Source organism: Pseudomonas reactans (assembly GCF_013385825.1).
GTDB classification, from domain to species: domain Bacteria; phylum Pseudomonadota; class Gammaproteobacteria; order Pseudomonadales; family Pseudomonadaceae; genus Aquipseudomonas; species Aquipseudomonas reactans.
Map to the genome: position 1 here is coordinate 306,517 of NZ_JACAPG010000014.1, position 19,867 is coordinate 326,383.

Genomic DNA, 19,867 nt, shown 5'->3' on the forward strand with positions numbered 1-19,867 from the left:
CCTCTGCGTGACCCCATGGTCGTAATTGCAGCAACTGACCGGACTAAGGCTTCCCATGAGTGAAGATGCACAAGATGTCGTACTGATCGTCGAGGACGACGAATCCATTATGTTTGTGCTGGGTGAATACCTGGCTGGCCTGGGCTATCGGGTGTTGAAAGCGATCGATGGGGAGCAGGCCTTCGAAATTCTAGCGACCAAGCCGCACCTGGATTTGATGGTGACGGACTATCGTTTGCCGGGCGGGATTTCCGGCGTGCAGATTGCCGAACCGGCGATCATGCTACGACCGGAGTTGAAGGTTATTTTCATCAGCGGTTATCCGCAGGAAATTCTCGACTGCAACAGCCCGATCACGCGCAACGCGCCTATCTTGGCCAAGCCGTTTGACCTGGATACGTTGCAGGAGCACATTCAGCGGTTGTTGGCGTGACACGTCCTTGTGTCAACCCATGGACTCAGTCCGCGCGGTCAAATACCTCGGCCTTGGCGCGCGAATCAAGTACCTGAGGCAGATGCCCGCCTTCGATCAGGTCAAAAGTGCCATCCGGTTTGATATCAATGCCGGACGCGGTGGCGATCGTCGTGGAGGCGGGTTGTCGCTTCATGATATTCAGTAACACCGTCTCACCGTTATGACTTTGCCCTAGCGCACTGGCTAACCCGGTGGTTGACCGGCTGAGATCGCCTCCCACGAAAATTACCTTTCCGCCACCCGCCAAGGCTGCATCCAGTTCTTTGAGTACACGATATTGTTCTGTGCTGGGAACTCCACCTTGAAAGTGCATCAAGGTGCGCTTGCCGTAGATACCTTCCTTGAGGTCTGTAAGCACGGCAATTGCCGTGCAATCACTGATCCCCCTGGTGCGGATTATCGAGCTGGGATCGGTGGCTGTGACATTCGTATAGTCCGACATATGGACTTCGTGGAATGTGGCGGCGGGCGGAGTGTCACCTTGGGGCTTCGTAATCGCCGCGTCCCTTGTAGGGAGCCCATCCGGGGTGCTGGCCGGTTTCAACCCGATGATATGTTTGTCATAGAGCCCTTTGACGTTACGGGTGTCAAAGGTTGCCGCTCCTTTCCACGACGCGTCAAACTCACTGATCTTGAATTCAAGTTTGTTCTGATCGGCACTCTGGGTTTTATAGGGCGCCGGCAGTTTCTTGTCATTGAAAATTTTATCCAAGCCGCGACGCATCATCTTTTCGCTTGAGAACTCGGCAACGCCATAATTGGGATCGTAAAAAAAGAACGTTTTATTTGCTCCATCCGACCTTACACCGGCCAGCATTGCATGGTCAGGCGTCTCGATCATGAAGGTCTTATTACCGTCAGCGCTCGCCAGGTCTTTAACCATGTCTTGGTACGATACTTGGCGCGGTGCCTTGCCGATGTGGATCTTGTCCGGGTGGCCTACAGCCTGTTGTAGTTGAGCCAGCGAGCGTTTGAGTGTTCTTGATGCCTCTTCTGTGGGGTTGGCGGCTGCCGCATACAGATTGTCCAGGAAAATCCGCTCTTTTCCCTCTGCCTTGGCGGACGCGAAGGCGCGTGACATGCCTGCACACTGGCCTTGGGAAAGTGGGTTGGTCTGGCTGAGGTAAAGCGTTTGGGGAACCGGCGTGAATGTACCGCCAACAGAATTTACATGCGCGTCAAAGATCGGTGCCCCCTTGAACCCGTGCTGGACCGCCAATCTTTCCTGTTGTCGCACTAACGTACCGACTTCCTCTGCCGTTCGGCCGGGCCGTATTGCCAGCTTCATGACGTCTTCTGACTTCATGCCTCTGGTATAGCCTTCAATCAGTTCCGGATTGCCCTGATCGTATCCGCGCTTGAAGGCTACGGTTGGAGTCCCATTGCCTTGATGAGTATCCAGCAACCTGGCCCATTCTCTACGTGTTTGAATAGAAGCCGCTGAGGGGGTAGTCACTCTATTTTCCCATTCGCCAAGTTCACGTGCGCCCCCTTTAACGGACGGTTGGAAATCATCCAGCGCTTTGCCATAAGGACGTAGGGACTCTGTATCAAAGGCATACCATTTGTTGTCTTGCAGCACTGCGGTGCCCTTCGACACTGACCCGCCTGACGTGTAAGTTCCCATCGCAGCGGCATCAAATTTTTTGCTGGCGGCCACCAGGTCGTAGTTTTTCATGCCCCTGAGTTGCCGAATATCGTGGACCGCATCAGAGACGGCCCGTTTGCCGGCGCTTACCACGCCACGTCCACCGGCTCGCACTAAATCCACAGAACCGTCCAATGGGTTCAACAGGCTGACCGCGCCAAGTCCAACGGTTTTTGTGATGCGCAGCGCCTTGCCGCCCACCGAGGCGGTACTGGAGGCCACTTTCGCGACTTTTCCAACCGTGCCGGCCCCGACGGTCAGCAAGCCAAATATATCAAGGGACAAATCAATGATGCCTTCCCCGATATTGCCATTGCTGAAGTTCTTGATAGCTGAGGCGAACGGAATCAAGTTAAGCAGCATCTCACCCAGTTTTTTATAAAAGGGCACCTCGGACTCAAAGGTCGTGAGCCCGCGCGCTTCGGTTTCCAGTGTTTGCCATGCGCTGGTGTGTTTGGCCACCGTCGCGCCGATCAGCGAAGTTCTTTCGCTGGAGAAGCTATTCAAGGGGCCTCCCGAATCTGTGGTTTCCTGCCTCAAATCGTCGCGAATGGAAAGGGCGATGGGCTCCATGGACCGGTAAGGCGTATTAACGTTGAGTGGCTTGCCGTCATCAATATCAGGCCCGGGTTGAATGCCGGATGGAAAGTCACCCAGGTCCCGGCGTTTTTCGAGGGTGTTCTTCTGAACGTTGAGTTCATACGTATGGGACTCGCCATCGCGCATGACTTTCAACAGAACAGGCTTGCCTTCCTTGACAGGGGTTGGGACAGGCGTCCCTCCCATCAGTGTGGGCACACTTTTCATTTCCCGGAACGCCGAGATACTGCCGTATTCAATGTTCTTGCGGTCGTCCAGAGGCAACTGTGCAATCAACTGCTTGACCTGTGTGGCGACACTGCTGTCCAACGCGTGGCCAAAGGTTTTGAATTGATTCGAAAATTCGGTGTTTATGTTTTTCAGGGAGCTTGTCTTGCTCAGTACATCGTCAAGCGTGAAGTTGGGTGCGTTGGCCTCAGACCGGCCAGGGCCACGCCGTGGCGGAGTGTAGGGCTCTAGCATCCATTGGTTATAGCCGCGTGACTCATTGCCGCGCCGGGCAGGCTGGTAGGGCACCCGCGGCGGACTGTGCAACAGGTTTTCCATGTACAAGTCGAGTATCGAGTAGGGGCCTGGTCGATCCTTGTCGTAGGTGCCCAGCACGATGCATTTCAACTCCAGGCGTATGTCATCCCCCAGTACCTTGCGCAACTCTGCCAGTGCGATGTCCTTGCGAGAAGACGGCGCAAGCGTGCGCCGTGCTTCGGAGGCAGACCGTAACTCGGTGACTTGCTGGTTGTAGGCATCGGAGATGGTGTTCATGTCCGCCGGTGAAGTCACGCTCGTGACAATGCTGTTGGTGAGTCCCCATTCCTTGAGCGCCTCGTGCTGGGCGACATACTCGATCTTGCGCTGAGCATCAGAGACGGGCGCAATGTCACCCTGCATCATCACGTCGGCATAACTCATTGTCGCCGTTACACCAGGCGCCTGCGCCTCAAGGCGGGCCACCGCCGTGCTGAAGCTCACGTGAGCAGGGGAGCCGTGGGTGAGCGTCGGTGGAATGTCCTTCATCAGTAGCTCCGGCGCCTTGGAGGCCAACCGCAAATGCGCTTGGACCAGTGCCCGTTCGGGAGATGAGGCCTCACGTACGCTGAAGTACAAGTGATCGGCCACACGCTGAAGCGTTTCCGATAACGGCTTGCCCTTGAGTTGTTCGCCAGCCAGGTCAAAGCCCGAAATGTGTTTTTGCGGTAAAGCGCGCTGGGTAAGCGTATCGCCTGGGTTCAGGTTCAAGGCGGCCAATAACCAGTCATTGATGCTGCCTTTGACTGACAGTGCCTCGAACTTGGCCTGGATCGCAGCGCCCAGTGCCTGGCCTTTGGGTGACTGGATCAGTCGATCAAGCAGTTGTCGCGGGTTACGCAGCTCGGACGGTTCTATCGCAACGCCCCGCATCAATGCCTCCAGCACGCCGCCGGTGACCCCGATGTTCAGCTCACCCACATTGCCGTGCAGCAAGAAAGCCAACAACTGGCGCTGGTTGTCCGCATCAAGTGGCTGAGGCCAGGACATGGCACCCCCATAGTTGCCATTGACCGGGCCTTGGGGCGCAGGTGTCAGCAGGTACATTTTGAGGTTTTCTACTTCCTCAGCAGTGCCTGGAATGTTGATCCCGTGATACTCAAGAAAATCTTTGAGAGTGTTCAAGCCTGCGTCCGCGCGCGCCCAGTCCTGGGTGTATGAGGAGTCGGGATGAGCCTTGAAAGGGGTCTCACTCAAATACTGGGAAAGTGTGGATGCATCCTGCGTGCCTGACTTCATGTCTTCACTTAGCGCCCCTAACCCCTTGGCGGCCTCATGACGGTCGTGGGTATTACCCAACAGCGTTTTCTGGCGATTGAGTGCGTCCTCGCTGCGTTGCTCGTGGACGCTGGAAAACGTGGGCGGTTCAAGTGCCGAAAAAGTCCTGTCCCGTTCAAGTTCGGCGGCGCGTTGTTGGAACGCGGAGGGTGAGAGAAGCATCTGCTCAAAGTAAAACTGGCCAACCAGCCTGGCCGGCGCGCGGTTGATCTCCATGGGGTTGGGCGGACTGAAAGGCACGCCTTTATTGGAGATGATGCCGCCGGCGTCCATTAACGGCCCTCTGACCGCGCGCCACTTTGAACTCTCGTCTCCAGCCACATCCAGTGTCGCGATACCTGTGCCAAGGACCTTGATTTGAAAATTGATTTGCCCTGCACTCGGCAGTATTTTGATCGAATCGATCGCATTGTTGTCACGTCGCCACGCAATAAAATCCGGAGATTGCATGGCGTCACCCAACTGCTTCCACCACTGGCCGAACGTGGAGTGCGCCGGGACATCAACCATAATCGCATTGTCGTTGGCGGGGACGCCTGTAAAACCGCTCAACGCCTTGCCATAGTTTTGTGCCAGTAAACTATCGCCGTTGGCACGAGACGACCCATCGCCAGCCTGAGAGGGTACGTCTGCGCGTCTGGCTTCAGAGCGTGCTTGTGTTACGGGCGCCTCAGTATGAGTGGAGAGAGGCAACAGCGAGGTGCGCGATAAACTACTCGTAATCGTCATGGCATTTGGGCTCGAATTTGGGAACTGAGGTCCACTGGGTACAGATTCTGATTACCCGTGGTAATCCTGCGTACCGCTATCCCCTTGATCGATTCCGTTCCAATACGAAAACTCTATTACTCGTTGTTGCTTGGCGCCTGCAGAGGATCTGCCTCGGTGTTGTGCGCCCGTATCATTTCCCGCACCTTCGCCGTCAACAAATCAAAGGTAAACGGCTTGGTGATCAACTGCATCCCAGGGTCCAGAAAACCACCACGCACGGCCGCGTGTTCGGCATAGCCGGTGATGAACAGCACCTTAAGGTCAGGGCGGATCTGCCGGCCTATTTCGGCGAGTTGCCGACCGTTCATTCCGGGCAGGCCGACATCGCTGATCAGCAGGTCGATGCGTTGATCCGATTCGATGATCGGCACCGCAGTATCGGCGTCACCGGCCTCGACAAAGCCATAGCCCAACTCTTTGAGCACCGCGCTGACCAATACCCGCACGGCCGGGTCGTCTTCGACGATCAACACTGTTTCTCCTGCATTGGCGAAAGGCAGCAACGCCGCGTCAGCCGTCACATCGGCCACGATTTCCCCAATGAACCGAGGTAGAAACAGGCTGACCGTGGTGCCTTTGCCGACTTCACTGTGAATGGTCACGTGGCCGTGGGACTGACGGGCGAACCCATAGATCATCGATAACCCCAAGCCTGTGCCCTGGCCTATGGGTTTGGTGGTGAAAAACGGATCGAATACACGCCCCATCACACTTTCCGGAATACCGCAGCCCGTGTCGCTGACACTCAACTCGACGTAGTCACCGGGTTTCAAGGTGCCATAAGCCGCCGTGAACACGCTGTCGAGGTGGCGGTTGGTGGTTTCCACGGTGAGGCTGCCGCCGTTGGGCATGGCGTCTCGCGCATTGATCACCAGGTTGAGCAGGGCGCTTTCCAATTGATTGGGGTCGGCTTCGGCGGTCCAGAGTTGGCCGGTGAGGCGCATGTCCAGGGCGATGCTTTCGTTGATGCTGCGTTGCAGTAGCTCACCCATCGAGGTCACCAGATGGTTGATCTCCACGGGTTTGGAATCAAGGGATTGGCGACGGGAAAACGCCAGCAACCGGTGAGTCAGGCCGGCGGCACGGTTAGCGGAGGTAACGCCGAGGTCGATCAGGCTGTCGAGGTCGTCCAGTTTGCCCCGGGACACACGCCTTCGTAGCAGCTCCAAGCTGCCGATGATACCGGTCAGCATGTTGTTGAAGTCATGGGCGATGCCGCCGGTCAACTGGCCAACCGCTTCCATCTTCTGGGATTGGCGCAAGGCATCTTCGTTGTGTCGCAGTTGGGCCGTGCGTTCTTCGACCTGTTGCTCAAGGGTCTCCAGCGTGCGTTGCAGGCGCAGTTCACTTTCGCTCAGGTCGATCAGGCGGTCGCGTGCTTCGTATTGCCGACGACGCCCGCGCAGGGCGGTGCTGACCAGGCTGATCAGCGTCACCGGATGGAACGGGCGCTCCAGGAACGTCACGTTGCCCAGCAAGCCGCTGAACCGGGATGAACCGTTCTGTTCGCTGCCGCCGTGGTGGGTCATCAGCACGATAGGCAAGTCTGACCAGGCGGGTTGTTGGTGCAAATGCTCCAGCAGGGGGTCAAGGTCAACGCCGCGCAGTGCTTCGGCGGCGATGATCAGCAAGCCGCTGCCGTGCTCCAATGCCTCGCACAGTGTGCCCAGATCGCTGGCAATGATGCCACTGTAACCGGCCTCATTGAGCATCATCAGCGCCAGCGAACTGTCACGTCCCAGCGGCGCGAGGATGATCGCGCGCTCGGACACAGGTGTAACGACCGTCACTAGCCCATGTCCTTGAGCAGGGGCGAGCCGGCGCCCATGTAGGTGGGAATGCCGCGCAGGACACCCTGGAAGTTGTTCAACGGCTCGCCGACGGTCATGCCACGGCTGCCGATGCGGTACTCACGAATCGTCGACTCATGGGAGCCGGTACGTTTCTTGATAATCGAGATGGCGCGGCGCACCTCGCCGATTGCCTCGAAGTAACGCAGCAGAATCACCGTATCGGCCAAGTAAGTAATATCGACTGGCGCCTGCATGTCACCGACCAGGCCGTGCTGGGCGACGGTCATGAAGGTGGCTGCGCCTCTACGGTTCAGGTACAGCAACAGCTCGTGCATATGCAGGATCAGTGCGTTCTCTTCCGGCATTGCAGCCTGATAGCCGTTGATGCTGTCGATGACCACGGTCTTGATCCCGCCATCATCCACACAGCGCCGGACGCGGTGGGAGAACTCGCCGGGAGACAGCTCAGCAGCGTCCACTTGCTCGATCAGTAGATTGCCGGTGGCTTGCAAGGCTGCCAGGTCGATGCCCATATTTTTCATGCGCTCGAACAGCAGGCCCAACTCTTCATCGAAGATGAACAATGCAGCCTTTTCGCCACGGGCCACGGCAGCAGCGGCGAAAATCATCGAGATCAGCGACTTGCCTGTACCGGCCGGGCCGAGGATCAGGCTGCTAGAGCCGGTCTCGATGCCACCGCCCAACAACGAATCCAGCTCGCGGATGCCACTGGTGAGCGTCTCGCGGTTGTAGCCGCCACGGTGCTCGGCCGCCACCAGGCGCGGGAACACGTGCACGCCGTCTTGCATGATGGTGAAGTCATGGAAGCCGCCACGATATTTTTGCCCGCGGTACTTCACCACGCGTACCCGACGACGTTCAGCGCCGTAGTTGGGGGTCAGTTCCTCCAGGCGAATCACCCCGTGCGCGACGCTGTGCACGGTTTTATCCAGGGACTCTGTGGTCAGGTCATCCAACAGCAGTACAGTGGCGTCATAGCGCACGAAGTAGTGCTTGATCGCCAGGATTTGCCGGCGATAACGCAACGAGCTTTGTGCCAACAAACGGATTTCGGAGAGGCTATCGATCACCACGCGGGTCGGTTTGACCCGTTCGACCACTTCGAAAATCTGCCGCGTGGCTTCACCCAACTCCAGGTCGGAGGAGTACAGCAGGCTCTGCTGGTGCTCCGCGTTGAGCAGGCTTTCAGGCGGCGTCAGTTCGAAGATATGGATATTGTCGTCCAGGTCCCAACCGTGGGACTTGGCACCCTGGCGCAATTCTCGTTCGGTCTCCGACAGGGTGATATACAACGAGGTTTCGCCGTTTTTCGCGCCCGCTTGCAGGAAATGCAAGGCGACGGTGGTTTTACCGGTGCCGGGTTCACCTTCCAGCAGAAACAAGTGGCTGCGCGATAGCCCGCCCGAAAGAATGTCATCCAGACCTTCGATGCCGATGGCCGCTTTTTCACTGAACAGCTCGTTGGATGTAGACAAGGAGTGCCCTCAGGTCACGTACAAATAGAAGAGCGCGCCGCCTCGGGCGCGCCATATTCACTTGACCGTAGTGGCCTTTAGCGGTTCAACGTTTCGTAAAATTTGTACAACGGTGGCTTGGGTTTACAAGTTTTTAGCCTGGATCTACAGACCCTGTTGCAACGCCGGATCATCCGGATTCTGTTGCTCAAGCTGCGCCAGCAGGACCTGGACGTTCTGCAACTGACCGCTTTCCTTCCAGTAATTGATCAGCAACACCCGCGCTTTGCGATTGGCGGGGTGGCGCTGGATGATTTCTTCCAGTTGGCGCTGGGCCGCCTCCAGTTCTTCCTGGGCGTGCAGGGTGGTCGCGAGGTCGTAGCGATAATCCTGATTGTCCGGTTCAAGCTCTACCGCCTTGGACAGGCCGAGCAAGGCGTAGGGGCGCTCGCCGTGGTGCAGCAGCCACATGCCCAGGGCGTGTTGCAGGTAGGCTGACTCGGGGTGCGCAGCCAATTGGCGTGCCAGCAACTGGCGGGACTCATCGGTCTTGCCTTGTTTATCCAGCAACTCAATCTGCGCGACGACGGCTTGCAGGTTGTCTGGTTGCAGATGCATGGCTTGTTCCAGGGCATTCTGCGCTTCTGGCAACAGGGCGCTGTGGATGTACAGGCGCGCCAGTTGAATCCAGCCTTCGGCCGATTCGGGCTGGGCCTTGAGTTTCTTCACGAATTCGTCGAGGACCTGCTGCAAGGGCCCGAAGTACAGGCCCAAGGTATCGGGCGACAGGCCAAGCAGGGCATTGGCCGCGGCAAACCGCACGTCCTGCTCGGGATCGTCCAGTACCGGCCCGAGCAACAGCGTGCGTTGGCCGGTGGGCACCAGGCCGACAATGCTATGGATGGCGGCCTCACGTACCAGGGGCGACTCGCTGGCCAGGTCTTTGTCTGCCAGCTTCAGCGCTTGCGGGCTGGGATAGTTGGGCAACTCAGCATGCAACGCAGCGCGACGTTCTGGCGACAGGTCCGGTCGGCCCAGTTGCTGGTACAGCACACGCGCAGCACCCGGCTCGCCGTTACGCGCCTGTTTCAGGGCCTTGGAGTAACCATGGGCAATAGCGGGCGCTACCGCCACCGGGGTGGAGCGAGAGAAATACCAGGTGATCAGCACAATCAACAGCAGGGCGCACAGGCCGACGAGGGAGTAACGGCGTGACTTTGACATGCAGGCGTCCGAAAGCGTGGGCAGCAAAGTCGTCAGCTTCGGTCAGACCACGGCAGGTGTCAAACCCGCATCAGGTCAGTACGTATTCCACAGGCTCCAGGGGCGGCGGCAGGTCGGTTTCGCCGAGGGCCGCCAATACTTCACGCTCCAGGGTGCGCAGGAGGGCATTGCAGGGTAGGTCGTTTTCGTCAAAGCCGAACGGGTCTTCCAGGTCATCACCGATTTCATCGAGGCCGAAAAACGTGTAGCTCACGATGGCGGTAAACACCGGCGTCAGCCAGCCCAGTGGTTCGGCCATGGCAAATGGCAGCAAGATGCAGAACAGGTAAATGGTGCGATGCAGCAGCAGCGTATAGGGGAAGGGCAGCGGCGTGCTCTTGATCCGCTCGCAGGACGCCTGCACCTGGCTGAGGCTGACCAGGCGCGCCTCCCACTGTGTGTAGCGCCATTCACTGATCACGCCTTGCTCAGCTAATACGGAAAATCGAGCACCGACCTGTTGCAGCACGTTATCGGGCAAGTTGGGGTGGCTGGCCTGGACCTGACTCCACGGCTTGATGGCCAGGGCTTCATCTTCATGGCGCAGCCGGGCGACCAGGCCATGGGCGAAGCCGCACACGCTGCGCAGCAAACCCGCACGCTCGGCCGGATCCTGCAGCACCTGGGTTTCGCGAATCAACGAGCGCACGTCGATGATCATCTGCCCCAGTTGCTTGCGGCCCTCCCACCAGCGGTCATAGCAGGCGTTGTTGCGAAAGCTCATGAAGATCGACAGCGACAGCCCGAGCAAGGTGAACGGCGTGGCATTGACCTTGGAGAAATACGCCGGGTGCAGGGTTTCCACCAGCACAATCACCGAGGCCAGCAGCGTAACCAGCAAACTGCGCAGGGCGATGCGTTTGGCTATCGAACCCTTGAGGGAAAACAGGATACCCAGGAGGTTGGGTTTGGGTCGGACTATCATTCAGGGGCGGGCTTCTGGGATGGCGCAGCCCATCAGATTAGAAGCCTGCAGTGTGCCCGTCCAATCGCTTAGGCTGACCGGTTGATCGGCGGAGTCGATGACTGGCCAAACCAGTCAGGCAGGTTGAGGGCTTTGACCATTGCCGCGGTGGTGCTCTGGGGCGACTATTTCGACGATTCGGACTGTTAAAGAGAATAACAATGCAGATTGAAAACAAGATCTTCCTGGTCAGCGGCGGCGCTTCCGGCCTGGGTGCGGCCACCGCTGAAATGCTCGTAGCGGCAGGCGCCAAGGTAATGCTGGTAGACCTCAACGCCGATGCCGTGGCGGCCAAGGCCCAGCAGTTGGGCGAGAATGCCCGCAGCGCCGTGGCGGACATCAGCCAGGAAGCGGCTGCCGAAGCCGCCGTACAAGCCACCGTTGCAGCCTTTGGCGGGTTGCATGGGCTGGTGAACTGCGCCGGCGTGGTGCGTGGCGAAAAAATCCTCGGCAAGAACGGCCCCCACGGCTTGGCCAGCTTTGCCCAGGTGATCAACGTCAACCTGATCGGCAGCTTCAACCTTTTGCGCCTGGCGGCTGCCGCCATTGCCGAAACCGAGGCGAATGCCGACGGTGAACGCGGTGTGATCATCAATACTGCCTCTGTCGCCGCGTTTGACGGGCAGATCGGTCAGGCCGCGTATTCCGCGTCCAAGGGCGCTATCGCCAGCCTCACCCTGCCGGCCGCACGCGAACTGGCGCGGTTTGGTATCCGCGTCATGACCATCGCTCCAGGTATTTTCGAGACGCCGATGATGGCCGGCATGACCCCTGAGGTCCGCGATTCCCTGGCGGCTGGCGTGCCATTCCCGCCACGCCTGGGCAAACCTGCCGAATACGCCGCGCTGGTGCGGCACATCATTGAAAACAGCATGCTCAATGGCGAGGTGATCCGTCTCGACGGCGCCTTGCGCATGGCCGCCAAGTAAGGAGAACTTTCCATGACCGATCCCATCGTTATCGTCAGCGCCGTGCGCACGCCCATGGGCGGGTTCCAGGGCGACCTCAAGGGCCTGACCGCGCCGCAGTTGGGTTCCGCCGCGATTCGTGCGGCCGTCGACAGGGCCGGTATCGCCACCGATGCCGTGGATGAAGTGCTGTTCGGCTGCGTACTGCCCGCAGGCCTCGGCCAGGCACCCGCACGCCAGGCGGCGTTGGGCGCCGGGCTGGACAAGGCCACGCGCTGCACCACCCTCAACAAAATGTGCGGCTCGGGTATGGAAGCGGCGATCCTGGCCCATGATTCGCTGCTGGCCGGCAGCGTCGACGTGGTCATCGCCGGTGGCATGGAAAGCATGTCCAACGCGCCTTACCTGCTCGACCGCGCCCGCAGCGGCTACCGCATGGGCCACGGCAAGGTGCTGGACCACATGTTCCTCGATGGCCTTGAGGATGCCTACGATAAAGGCCGCTTGATGGGCACCTTCGCCGAGGACTGCGCCCTGCACAACGGTTTTACCCGCGAGGCCCAGGACGCGTTTGCCATCGCGTCGCTCACCCGTGCGCAGGAAGCGATCTCCCATGGCAGCTTTGCCGCCGAAATTGTCCCAGTGCACGTCACCGTGGGCAAAGAACAGAAAACCATCCTGCATGACGAACAGCCACCCAAGGCCAAGCTGGACAAGATCAGCAGCCTGAAACCGGCGTTCCGCGAGGGCGGTACGGTGACGGCGGCCAACTCCAGCTCGATTTCCGATGGCGCGGCGGCCTTGCTGCTGATGCGTCAGTCCGAGGCCGAGAAACGTGGCTTGAAGCCCCTGGCCGTGATCCATGGGCATGCGGCGTTTGCCGATGAACCTGGGTTGTTCCCGGTGGCGCCGGTGGGCGCTATCCGCAAGTTGATGACCAAGACCGGCTGGAACCTGAGTGAAGTGGATCTGTTCGAGATCAACGAAGCCTTCGCCGTGGTCAGCCTGGTGACCATGAGCAAGCTGGAAATTCCCCACGCCAAGGTCAATATCCACGGTGGTGCCTGTGCCTTGGGCCATCCGATCGGCGCATCCGGTGCGCGGATCCTGGTGACCCTGCTTTCGGCATTGCGCCAGAACGGCCTCAAGCGTGGCGTCGCAGCCATTTGCATCGGCGGTGGTGAAGCCACGGCCATGGCTGTTGAATGCCTCTACTAAGGAGTGACCATGCTGCCCAATGACGAACACCTGCAAATCAGCGACGCGGCCCGGCAATTTGCCCAGGAGCGCCTGAAACCCTTTGCCGCCGAATGGGACCGCGAGCATCGCTTTCCCAAGGAAGCCATCGGCGAAATGGCCGAGCTGGGGTTCTTCGGCATGCTGGTGCCGGAACAATGGGGCGGTTGCGACACCGGCTACCTGGCCTACGCCATGGCCCTGGAAGAAATCGCCGCCGGTGACGGCGCCTGCTCCACCATCATGAGCGTGCACAACTCGGTAGGCTGTGTGCCGATCCTCAAGTTCGGCAACGACCAGCAGAAAGAACAGTTCCTCAAACCCCTGGCCAGCGGCGCCATGCTCGGGGCCTTTGCGCTGACTGAACCCCAGGCCGGCTCCGACGCCAGCAGCCTGAAAACCCGTGCACGTCTGGAAGGTGACTATTACGTGCTCAATGGCTGCAAACAATTCATCACCTCCGGGCAGAACGCCGGGGTGGTGATTGTGTTTGCCGTGACCGACCCGATGGCGGGCAAACGCGGAATCAGCGCGTTCATTGTGCCGACCGATTCGCCGGGCTACAGCGTGGCGCGGGTCGAGGACAAGCTCGGCCAGCATGCGTCCGACACCTGTCAGATTCTGTTCGAGGATGTGAAGGTGCCGGTCGCCAACCGTCTCGGGGAGGAGGGCGAAGGCTACAAGATTGCCCTGGCCAACCTTGAGGGCGGCCGCGTGGGTATTGCGTCACAAGCGGTGGGCATGGCCCGCGCCGCCTTTGAGGCCGCCCGCGACTATGCCCGCGAGCGTGAAAGCTTCGGCAAGCCGATCATTGAACACCAGGCCGTGGCCTTCCGCCTGGCGGACATGGCGACCCAGATCGCGGTCGCCCGGCAAATGGTGCATTACGCCGCCGCCCTGCGTGACAGCGGCAAGCCCGCCTTGGTGGAAGCCTCGATGGCCAAACTGTTCGCCTCGGAAATGGCCGAGAAAGTCTGTTCGGCCGCCTTGCAAACCCTGGGCGGTTACGGTTACCTGAGCGACTTCCCCCTGGAGCGGATCTACCGCGACGTGCGGGTCTGCCAGATTTACGAAGGTACCAGCGATATCCAGCGCATGGTCATTTCACGCAATCTATAAGGAGCCGCTACATGAGTTACGAAACCATTTTGCTCGAAGTCCAGGGCCGCGTCGGGCTGATTACCCTCAATCGCCCGCAAGCCTTGAACGCCTTGAACGCGCAACTGGTCAGTGAATTGAACCAGGCGCTGGATGGCCTGGAAGCCAACCCGGAAATCGGCTGCATCGTGCTGACCGGTTCCAGGAAAGCCTTCGCCGCCGGTGCCGACATCAAGGAAATGGCCGAACTGACCTACCCGCAGATCTACCTTGACGACCTGTTCAGCGACAGCGACCGCGTGGCCAACCGCCGCAAGCCGATCATTGCTGCCGTCAACGGTTTTGCCCTCGGCGGCGGCTGTGAGCTGGCGCTGATGTGCGACTTCATCCTGGCCGGCGACGGCGCCAAGTTCGGCCAGCCGGAAATCAACCTCGGCGTACTGCCGGGCATGGGCGGCACCCAGCGCCTGACGCGCGCCGTGGGTAAGGCCAAGGCCATGGAAATGTGCCTGACCGGGCGTTTTATCGACGCCGTGGAAGCGGAGCGCTGCGGGATCGTCGCGCGCATCGTGCCGGCTGATGAGCTGCTGGAAGAAGCCCTGAAAGTCGCCACCCTGATCGCCGGCAAGTCGGTGCCGATCAGCATGATGGTCAAGGAAAGCGTGAACCGTGCGTTTGAAGTGAGCCTGTCGGAAGGCGTGCGCTTTGAGCGCCGGGTGTTCCATGCAGCGTTCGCAACGCAGGATCAGAAGGAAGGCATGGCAGCGTTCGTGGCCAAGCGCGCACCGGACTTCAAAGACAAATAACCCGCTCTCCCACCCGCCACAAACCTGTAGGAGCTGGCTTGCCAGCGATAGCCTCACCTCGGTGTAACAGATAAACCGAGGTGGCTGCATCGCCGGCAAGCCAGCTCCTACAAGTCGGATTTACAGTTGGTAGTGCTTGAGTTCCCTGGCAATCACCATCCGCTGAATCTCGCTGGTCCCCTCGTAAATCTGCGTGATCCGCGCATCCCGGTAGTAACGCTCCACCGGGTAATCCTCCAAGTACCCATACCCGCCATGAATCTGCATCGCTGACGAGCAGACCTTCTCCGCCATTTCCGAGGCAAACAGCTTCGCCTGGGAGGCTTCCGACAGGCAGGGCTTGCCGGCGCTGCGCAGTCGCGCGGCGTGCAGGATCAGCAAGCGTGCGGCATTCAGCTGTGTTTGCATGTCAGCCAGCAGGTTGGCCACGCTCTGATGTTCGATGATCGCCTTGTTGAACTGCACGCGATCACGCGCATACGCCAATGCTGCCTCAAACGCTGCACGGGCGATGCCCAGCGCCTGGGCGGCAATGCCGATGCGTCCACCTTCCAGGTTGGAGAGGGCAATCGCCAGGCCTTTTCCGCGCTCACCCAACAGGTTGGCCTCGGGCACTGTGCATTGGTTGAGGGTGACAGCGCAGGTGTCGGAGGCGCGAATGCCCATTTTGTGTTCGGTGCGGTCCACCACAAAGCCCGGTGTTGCGGTGGGCACCAGGAACGCCGAGATGCCTTTCTTGCCCAGTTCGGGGTCGGTGACGGCAAATACGATCGCCAGTTTGGCGCGCTTGCCGTTGCTGACGAATTGCTTGGCGCCGGTGATCACCCACTGGCCATCGCGCAGCTCGGCGCGGGTGCGCAGGTTGTGGGCTTCGGAACCCGCCTGGGGTTCGGTGAGGCAGAAGCAGCCAATCGCCTGGCCGCTGGCGAGGTCCGCCAGCCAAGTCTGTTTCTGCGCTTCGGTGCCGTAGTTGAGGATCGGCCCGCAACCCACTGAATTATGGATACTCATCAGCGCGCCTGTGGCGCCGTCACCGGCAGAAATCTCCTCCACGGCGAGGGCGTAGGCGACGTAGTCGACATAGGTACCGCCCCATTCCTCGGGCACGACCATGCCCAGCAGGCCCAGTTCGCCCATCTTGGCGACCAGGGCATCGTCGATCCAGCCGGCTTTCTCCCAGGCTTGGGCGTAAGGCGCAATTTCGCCACGGGCAAAGTCGCGCGCCATGTCGCGAATCATCACTTGTTCTTCAGTGTATTCAATGTCTTGCATGGCTTAGTTCGCAACCTTCTCGAAGTGATGAAAGAAGCTTTCCACATGGCTGAGGGCCAGCCCATGCAGGGTGGGTGGGTTCCAGCGCGGGGCTTTGTCCTTGTCGATGATCAGGGCGCGCACGCCTTCGATCAGGTCGCCACGTTCGAACCATTGGCGGTCCAGGTGCAACTCCAGGGCAAAACATTGCTCAAGGGGCAGGCGGCGGCCACGGCGCAGCATTTCAAGGGTAACAGCCATGGCCAGGGGAGAGCGGGTCTGCATCAGGTTGGCGGTGGTTAGCGCCCATTCGTGGCTGTCAGCCACGGTGACCTGTTGCAGTTGCTCGACAATGCTCGGCACATCCGGCAGCGCGAAGAAGTGGTCGATGGCGGGGCGCAAGGCGGCCAGGGGCGCATCGGGCAGTTGTTGCACGGCCAGTTTGGCGAGCACACCCTGCAGGTCCTTGAGTGGCGAGTCGTGCCATTGCAGGCGGTCAAGCTTCTGGTCCAAGTCGGTGAGCTTGTTGCTTTCGAGGTACCAGTCCGCCAAACCGCAGTAGAGGGCGTCGGCTGCGCGGATCTGCACCCCGGTAACGCCCAGGTAAATCCCCAGTTCACCCGGAATACGCGGCAGGAAGTAGCTACCGCCCACGTCAGGGAAGTAGCCGATGGCCACTTCCGGCATCGCCAGGCGGCTGCGCTCGGTGACCACGCGCAAGTCGGCGCCTTGCACCAGGCCCATGCCGCCGCCCAGGACAAACCCGTCCATGAGTGCCAGTACCGGTTTGCGGTAATGGTGGATGGCCAGGTCCAGTGCGTATTCCTCGACGAAAAAGTCCTGATGTAGCGTGTCGCCGTTCTTGAAGCTGTCGTACAGCGAACGGATATCGCCGCCGGCGCAGAAGGCTTTTTCACCGGCGCCGCGCAAGACCACGGCGTACACCAGCGGGTCGTCGGCCCAGGCCTGCAGTTGGGCCGTCAGGCCGCGCACCATGTTCAAGGTAATAGCGTTCAAGCCGGCGGGGCGATTGAGGGTGAGGTGGCCGATGTGGTTACGGACCTCAGCGAGGACTTCGTCCTGAAGTGTTGCTGCGTGGCTTGCCTCGGATGAAACCTGAGCAGTCATCGATAACTCCCTGCTTTTATTGTTCTTTATCAAGATGTTCGCGGACGAACCATCTCGCGATCGTACCAGTGCAAATTTGCCCAGTACAACCGTGAATCATGCAGGTTGTTTTTGCATTTATGCAGGGAGTGGAGGATGGCCTCAAGGCACCTGGCTGGCCAGGACCTCACCGATGCTGCGGCGTCGCGCGTGGGTTTCTGCGGCGTGGATCAATTGTTCCAGCGCCGTGGGCTCCACATCGTAGAACTGCTCCATTTCGGCCAGCGCCAGCTTCAAATCGGCGGCGGTGATTGCAGGGTCTTGAGCGGCCTTGGGGTTGCTCAAGATCGGAGCGGATGTTTCAGCCGCACCTTTTGGATAACGCGTGCGCGTCGCGTTGTTATAAACCAGTGCGCAGGCGAGCAAGGCTCCAGCACCGAGCAAGACCGCGCCCAACTCATACCACCCAAGCGCGGCAGAAGCAGGGTCGGCCAACACCAGCGTCATGGCCAGGCCACCAGCCGGTGGATGCAGGCAGCGCAGCCAGCACATCAGCACGACGGTCATACCCGCGGCCAGGCAGGCGCCACCCAGGGAAGGGCCAAGGACACGGGCGACGAGCAAAGCCACCACGCCCGCGCACAGATAGCTGCCGATGATAGACCAGGGTTGCGCCAGAGCGCCCGATGACACGGCGAACAACAACACGGCCGAAGCGCCCAGTGGACCGAGCAGGTGCAGTGCGACGTCCATGCCAAACACTTGTGAGCACAGCCAGACACTGAACAGCGTGCCCAGGGCCATGCCGATGGCGGCACGGCTCCATTCGGTAGGGCGGGTGTTTATAGCAGCGGGGAACCAGCGAGCGAGCATTGAAAGGGGATCCATAAACAGCGGGCAAAAAAAAGGCTTGTCTGGTTGCCCGGAAAAGCCCTTTGAAAGTTCCAACATTTGGGGGAAGGAACGCCTGCAGTGTGCCGCGCCCGAGAACAGCGCGCCAATGCATATTAATGAGGCTTGAGTGCAAAAAAAATGAAGTTGAGCGATCAGGGTTGTGGGCTTTTTTCCAAGTGCAGCAGCACATAAGGGTTGCGATCAAACTCACCGGCCAGGGTCGGGGTGATGGAGCGCAAGCGTGGGTCGGTCAAGCTTTCATAGTCCGACTCGCTCATCACCAGCCACGCGGGCCCCTGGAGTGGCTTGAGGTCGCCCGCATGCTGGGTGAACAACGGCACCTGGTCGCAATTGAGGTTGACCATGTACTTGATGGCCTTGGCGTCTTTGCCCAAGCCGTGCAACACCACCGGCGCCTTTTGCTGCATCACTTGCTCATGCACTTGCAGGGTAAAAGTACGGGTGTCGTAGACACTGCGCTCCAGCGGCTCGACCACCATGATGTAGGTGGCCCATACCGCCAGTACCGCGGCAAAAGCCGGCCCGACCGTACGCAGTTGCGTCTTGAACAGCGCCAGCAGTGCCACGACTTGCAGCCCCCCGAGCACAGCGAACACCCAGCCCAGATGGCTCAATTGCTCCGGATAGCGTGGCCGTGCGAACAGCAAACCGGCGATCAACAGGGTCGGTAGAAGGGTCCAGATGCCCAGCATCAACCCACGCAGCCCGGCAAACAGCCGACCATGCGCCACTTTGAACGGATACGCCGCAATGATCGCCGCCATGGGCAGCATCGGCAGTATATAGCGCGCCTTTTTGGCTTGAGGGATCGACAGGCCCAGCATCACCAGCAAACCTGCGGCGGCGCAGTACCACACCAGTTGCAACGCCGGCCCCGGCGCCCGGCGCCCACTGATCAGCATCGCCAGCAGCACCAGCACGGCCATCGGATACGCCAGGGCATAGTTGCCCAGGGAACTGGTGAAGTAATACAGCACGCCGCTGGAGCCTTCGCTGCCGTCCATGCGCCCGAGAAACTGCATGCGGATCACGTCCTGCATGAAGGTCTCGCCACCGCTTAGCTTGGCCATCAACAACAGCAAGCCGACACAGGCCACCAGTAACGCCAGCGCGAGCAAGCCGAAGCTGAACAGTTGCCGCCATTGACGGTTGATCAGGTAATAGCTGCACAACACGCCAGTGGGAATGACCAGGCCGATTGGCCCACGCACGGCAAAGCCGACGATCAGTAGCAGGTACAGCCAATGCAGGCGTTTTCCGGCGCCGAAGTGGTCATGGGCATACCCCAGATAGAACACCGCCAGGGCGATCGCGGCCAACATCTGGTCGAGGGACACCGCGCGGGTTTCGCTGATGAAGGTGCTGCTCAGCAACAGAATTGCAATGCTCAGCAGGCCCCAACGTTGCGAGTATGGCGCCGTCAGGCGATACACCAGCATGACGATCACCGCCGAGGCCATCGCCGTGGGCAACCAGGCCGTGAGGCTAGTGACCTGGCCGAACGGCAAGGACAACAGCCACGTCAGCAGTGTTGAAGTCGCCAGGTAATCCGCATAAGGCTGGCCGTAGGTGGTCGGGAAGAAACCAGGCCCGTGGCGCAGCATTTCCTGGGCAAACAGCACGAATCGGGAGTCGAAGCCGATGATTGCCTGGTGCCAACTGCCGGCGATGAACAGCAACAACGCCAGCAATCCCAAACCGAGGGATTGGCGGCGGACCGTTGGATTTAACAGGGACGGTTGAGCTTTGTTCAC

The 19,867-nt window shown here is 59.8% G+C and carries 14 protein-coding genes; 5 read left to right on the forward strand and 9 right to left on the reverse strand.

The features are described from left to right. The first annotated feature begins 55 nt into the window (after nucleotides 1–55). Entirely contained in the window at nucleotides 56–433 is a 378-nt protein-coding gene (locus tag HX868_RS18020; RefSeq protein ID WP_016974745.1) for a response regulator, read from the forward strand. Between the two features lie 25 nt (nucleotides 434–458). Here the strand turns inward: HX868_RS18020 and HX868_RS18025 are convergent, their stop codons facing one another. From HX868_RS18025 to HX868_RS18045, 5 genes are all read right to left on the reverse strand, one after another. Beyond that, nucleotides 459–5,255 carry a YopT-type cysteine protease domain-containing protein gene (locus tag HX868_RS18025; RefSeq protein ID WP_177003824.1) on the reverse strand — a complete coding sequence of 1,599 codons (4,797 nt, stop codon included), beginning with the start codon at nucleotides 5,253–5,255 and terminating at the stop codon, nucleotides 459–461. Between the two features lie 116 nt (nucleotides 5,256–5,371). Beyond that, entirely contained in the window at nucleotides 5,372–7,087 is a 1,716-nt protein-coding gene (locus HX868_RS18030) for an ATP-binding protein (protein WP_177003825.1), read from the reverse strand. Beyond that, entirely contained in the window at nucleotides 7,087–8,586 is a 1,500-nt protein-coding gene (locus HX868_RS18035) for an ATPase domain-containing protein (protein ID WP_177003826.1), read from the reverse strand. The genes HX868_RS18030 and HX868_RS18035 overlap by 1 nt, the downstream gene beginning before the upstream one ends. Nucleotides 8,587–8,730: 144 nt before the next feature. Beyond that, complete coding sequence (locus tag HX868_RS18040; RefSeq protein WP_095016297.1) at nucleotides 8,731–9,789, reverse strand: tetratricopeptide repeat protein; 1,059 nt, start codon at nucleotides 9,787–9,789, stop codon at nucleotides 8,731–8,733. Between the two features lie 70 nt (nucleotides 9,790–9,859). Then, entirely contained in the window at nucleotides 9,860–10,753 is an 894-nt protein-coding gene (locus tag HX868_RS18045) for a bestrophin family protein (RefSeq protein WP_177003827.1), read from the reverse strand. Between the two features lie 200 nt (nucleotides 10,754–10,953). On the opposite strand from HX868_RS18045, the gene HX868_RS18050 reads away from it, so the two are divergent. The 4 genes from HX868_RS18050 to HX868_RS18065 are packed head-to-tail and all read left to right on the forward strand — an operon-like array spanning nucleotide 10,954 to nucleotide 14,840. Beyond that, nucleotides 10,954–11,721 (forward strand): SDR family NAD(P)-dependent oxidoreductase, encoded by a 768-nt coding sequence (locus HX868_RS18050; protein WP_095016295.1) that lies wholly within the window; start codon nucleotides 10,954–10,956, stop codon nucleotides 11,719–11,721. A gap of 12 nt (nucleotides 11,722–11,733) precedes the next feature. Then, on the forward strand, nucleotides 11,734–12,918 hold the full coding sequence (locus HX868_RS18055) for an acetyl-CoA C-acyltransferase (RefSeq protein WP_177003828.1): 1,185 nt from the start codon (nucleotides 11,734–11,736) through the stop codon (nucleotides 12,916–12,918). Nucleotides 12,919–12,927: 9 nt separating this feature from the next. After that, nucleotides 12,928–14,055 carry an acyl-CoA dehydrogenase gene (locus tag HX868_RS18060; RefSeq protein WP_177003829.1) on the forward strand — a complete coding sequence of 376 codons (1,128 nt, stop codon included), beginning with the start codon at nucleotides 12,928–12,930 and terminating at the stop codon, nucleotides 14,053–14,055. A gap of 11 nt (nucleotides 14,056–14,066) precedes the next feature. Next, nucleotides 14,067–14,840, forward strand: coding sequence for an enoyl-CoA hydratase (locus HX868_RS18065; protein WP_177003830.1), 774 nt, complete (start codon nucleotides 14,067–14,069; stop codon nucleotides 14,838–14,840). 120 nt (nucleotides 14,841–14,960) lie between these two features. Here the strand turns inward: HX868_RS18065 and HX868_RS18070 are convergent, their stop codons facing one another. The 4 genes from HX868_RS18070 to HX868_RS18085 all read right to left on the reverse strand — a co-directional run bounded on the left by HX868_RS18070 (nucleotide 14,961) and on the right by HX868_RS18085 (nucleotide 19,867). Continuing rightward, a complete protein-coding gene (locus tag HX868_RS18070) occupies nucleotides 14,961–16,112 on the reverse strand; it encodes an acyl-CoA dehydrogenase family protein (RefSeq protein ID WP_028616177.1) in 1,152 nt (383 codons plus the stop codon). 3 nt (nucleotides 16,113–16,115) lie between these two features. Further along, on the reverse strand, nucleotides 16,116–17,219 hold the full coding sequence (locus HX868_RS18075; protein WP_177003831.1) for an enoyl-CoA hydratase/isomerase family protein: 1,104 nt from the start codon (nucleotides 17,217–17,219) through the stop codon (nucleotides 16,116–16,118). 141 nt (nucleotides 17,220–17,360) lie between these two features. Beyond that, the gene (locus HX868_RS18080) at nucleotides 17,361–18,071 is read right to left on the reverse strand and encodes an HPP family protein (RefSeq protein ID WP_177003832.1); all 711 of its coding nucleotides are present in this window, start codon (nucleotides 18,069–18,071) and stop codon (nucleotides 17,361–17,363) included. Between the two features lie 173 nt (nucleotides 18,072–18,244). Further along, nucleotides 18,245–19,867, reverse strand: a complete 1,623-nt coding sequence (locus tag HX868_RS18085) for a glycosyltransferase family 39 protein (RefSeq protein WP_177003833.1) — start codon at nucleotides 19,865–19,867, stop codon at nucleotides 18,245–18,247.

Excerpts from the sequence above, each read along its gene's own strand:
- HX868_RS18080 (WP_177003832.1), bottom strand. The coding sequence starts at position 18,071 with ATGCTCGCTCGCTGGTTCCCCGCTGCTATAAACACCCGCCCTACCGAA.
- HX868_RS18045 (WP_177003827.1), bottom strand. The coding sequence starts at position 10,753 with ATGATAGTCCGACCCAAACCCAACCTCCTGGGTATCCTGTTTTCCCTC.
- HX868_RS18020 (WP_016974745.1), top strand. The coding sequence starts at position 56 with ATGAGTGAAGATGCACAAGATGTCGTACTGATCGTCGAGGACGACGAA.
- HX868_RS18065 (WP_177003830.1), top strand. The coding sequence starts at position 14,067 with ATGAGTTACGAAACCATTTTGCTCGAAGTCCAGGGCCGCGTCGGGCTG.
- HX868_RS18060 (WP_177003829.1), top strand. The coding sequence starts at position 12,928 with ATGCTGCCCAATGACGAACACCTGCAAATCAGCGACGCGGCCCGGCAA.
- HX868_RS18050 (WP_095016295.1), top strand. The coding sequence starts at position 10,954 with ATGCAGATTGAAAACAAGATCTTCCTGGTCAGCGGCGGCGCTTCCGGC.
- HX868_RS18025 (WP_177003824.1), bottom strand. The coding sequence starts at position 5,255 with ATGACGATTACGAGTAGTTTATCGCGCACCTCGCTGTTGCCTCTCTCC.
- HX868_RS18070 (WP_028616177.1), bottom strand. The coding sequence starts at position 16,112 with ATGCAAGACATTGAATACACTGAAGAACAAGTGATGATTCGCGACATG.
- HX868_RS18040 (WP_095016297.1), bottom strand. The coding sequence starts at position 9,789 with ATGTCAAAGTCACGCCGTTACTCCCTCGTCGGCCTGTGCGCCCTGCTG.
- HX868_RS18055 (WP_177003828.1), top strand. The coding sequence starts at position 11,734 with ATGACCGATCCCATCGTTATCGTCAGCGCCGTGCGCACGCCCATGGGC.
- HX868_RS18075 (WP_177003831.1), bottom strand. The coding sequence starts at position 17,219 with ATGACTGCTCAGGTTTCATCCGAGGCAAGCCACGCAGCAACACTTCAG.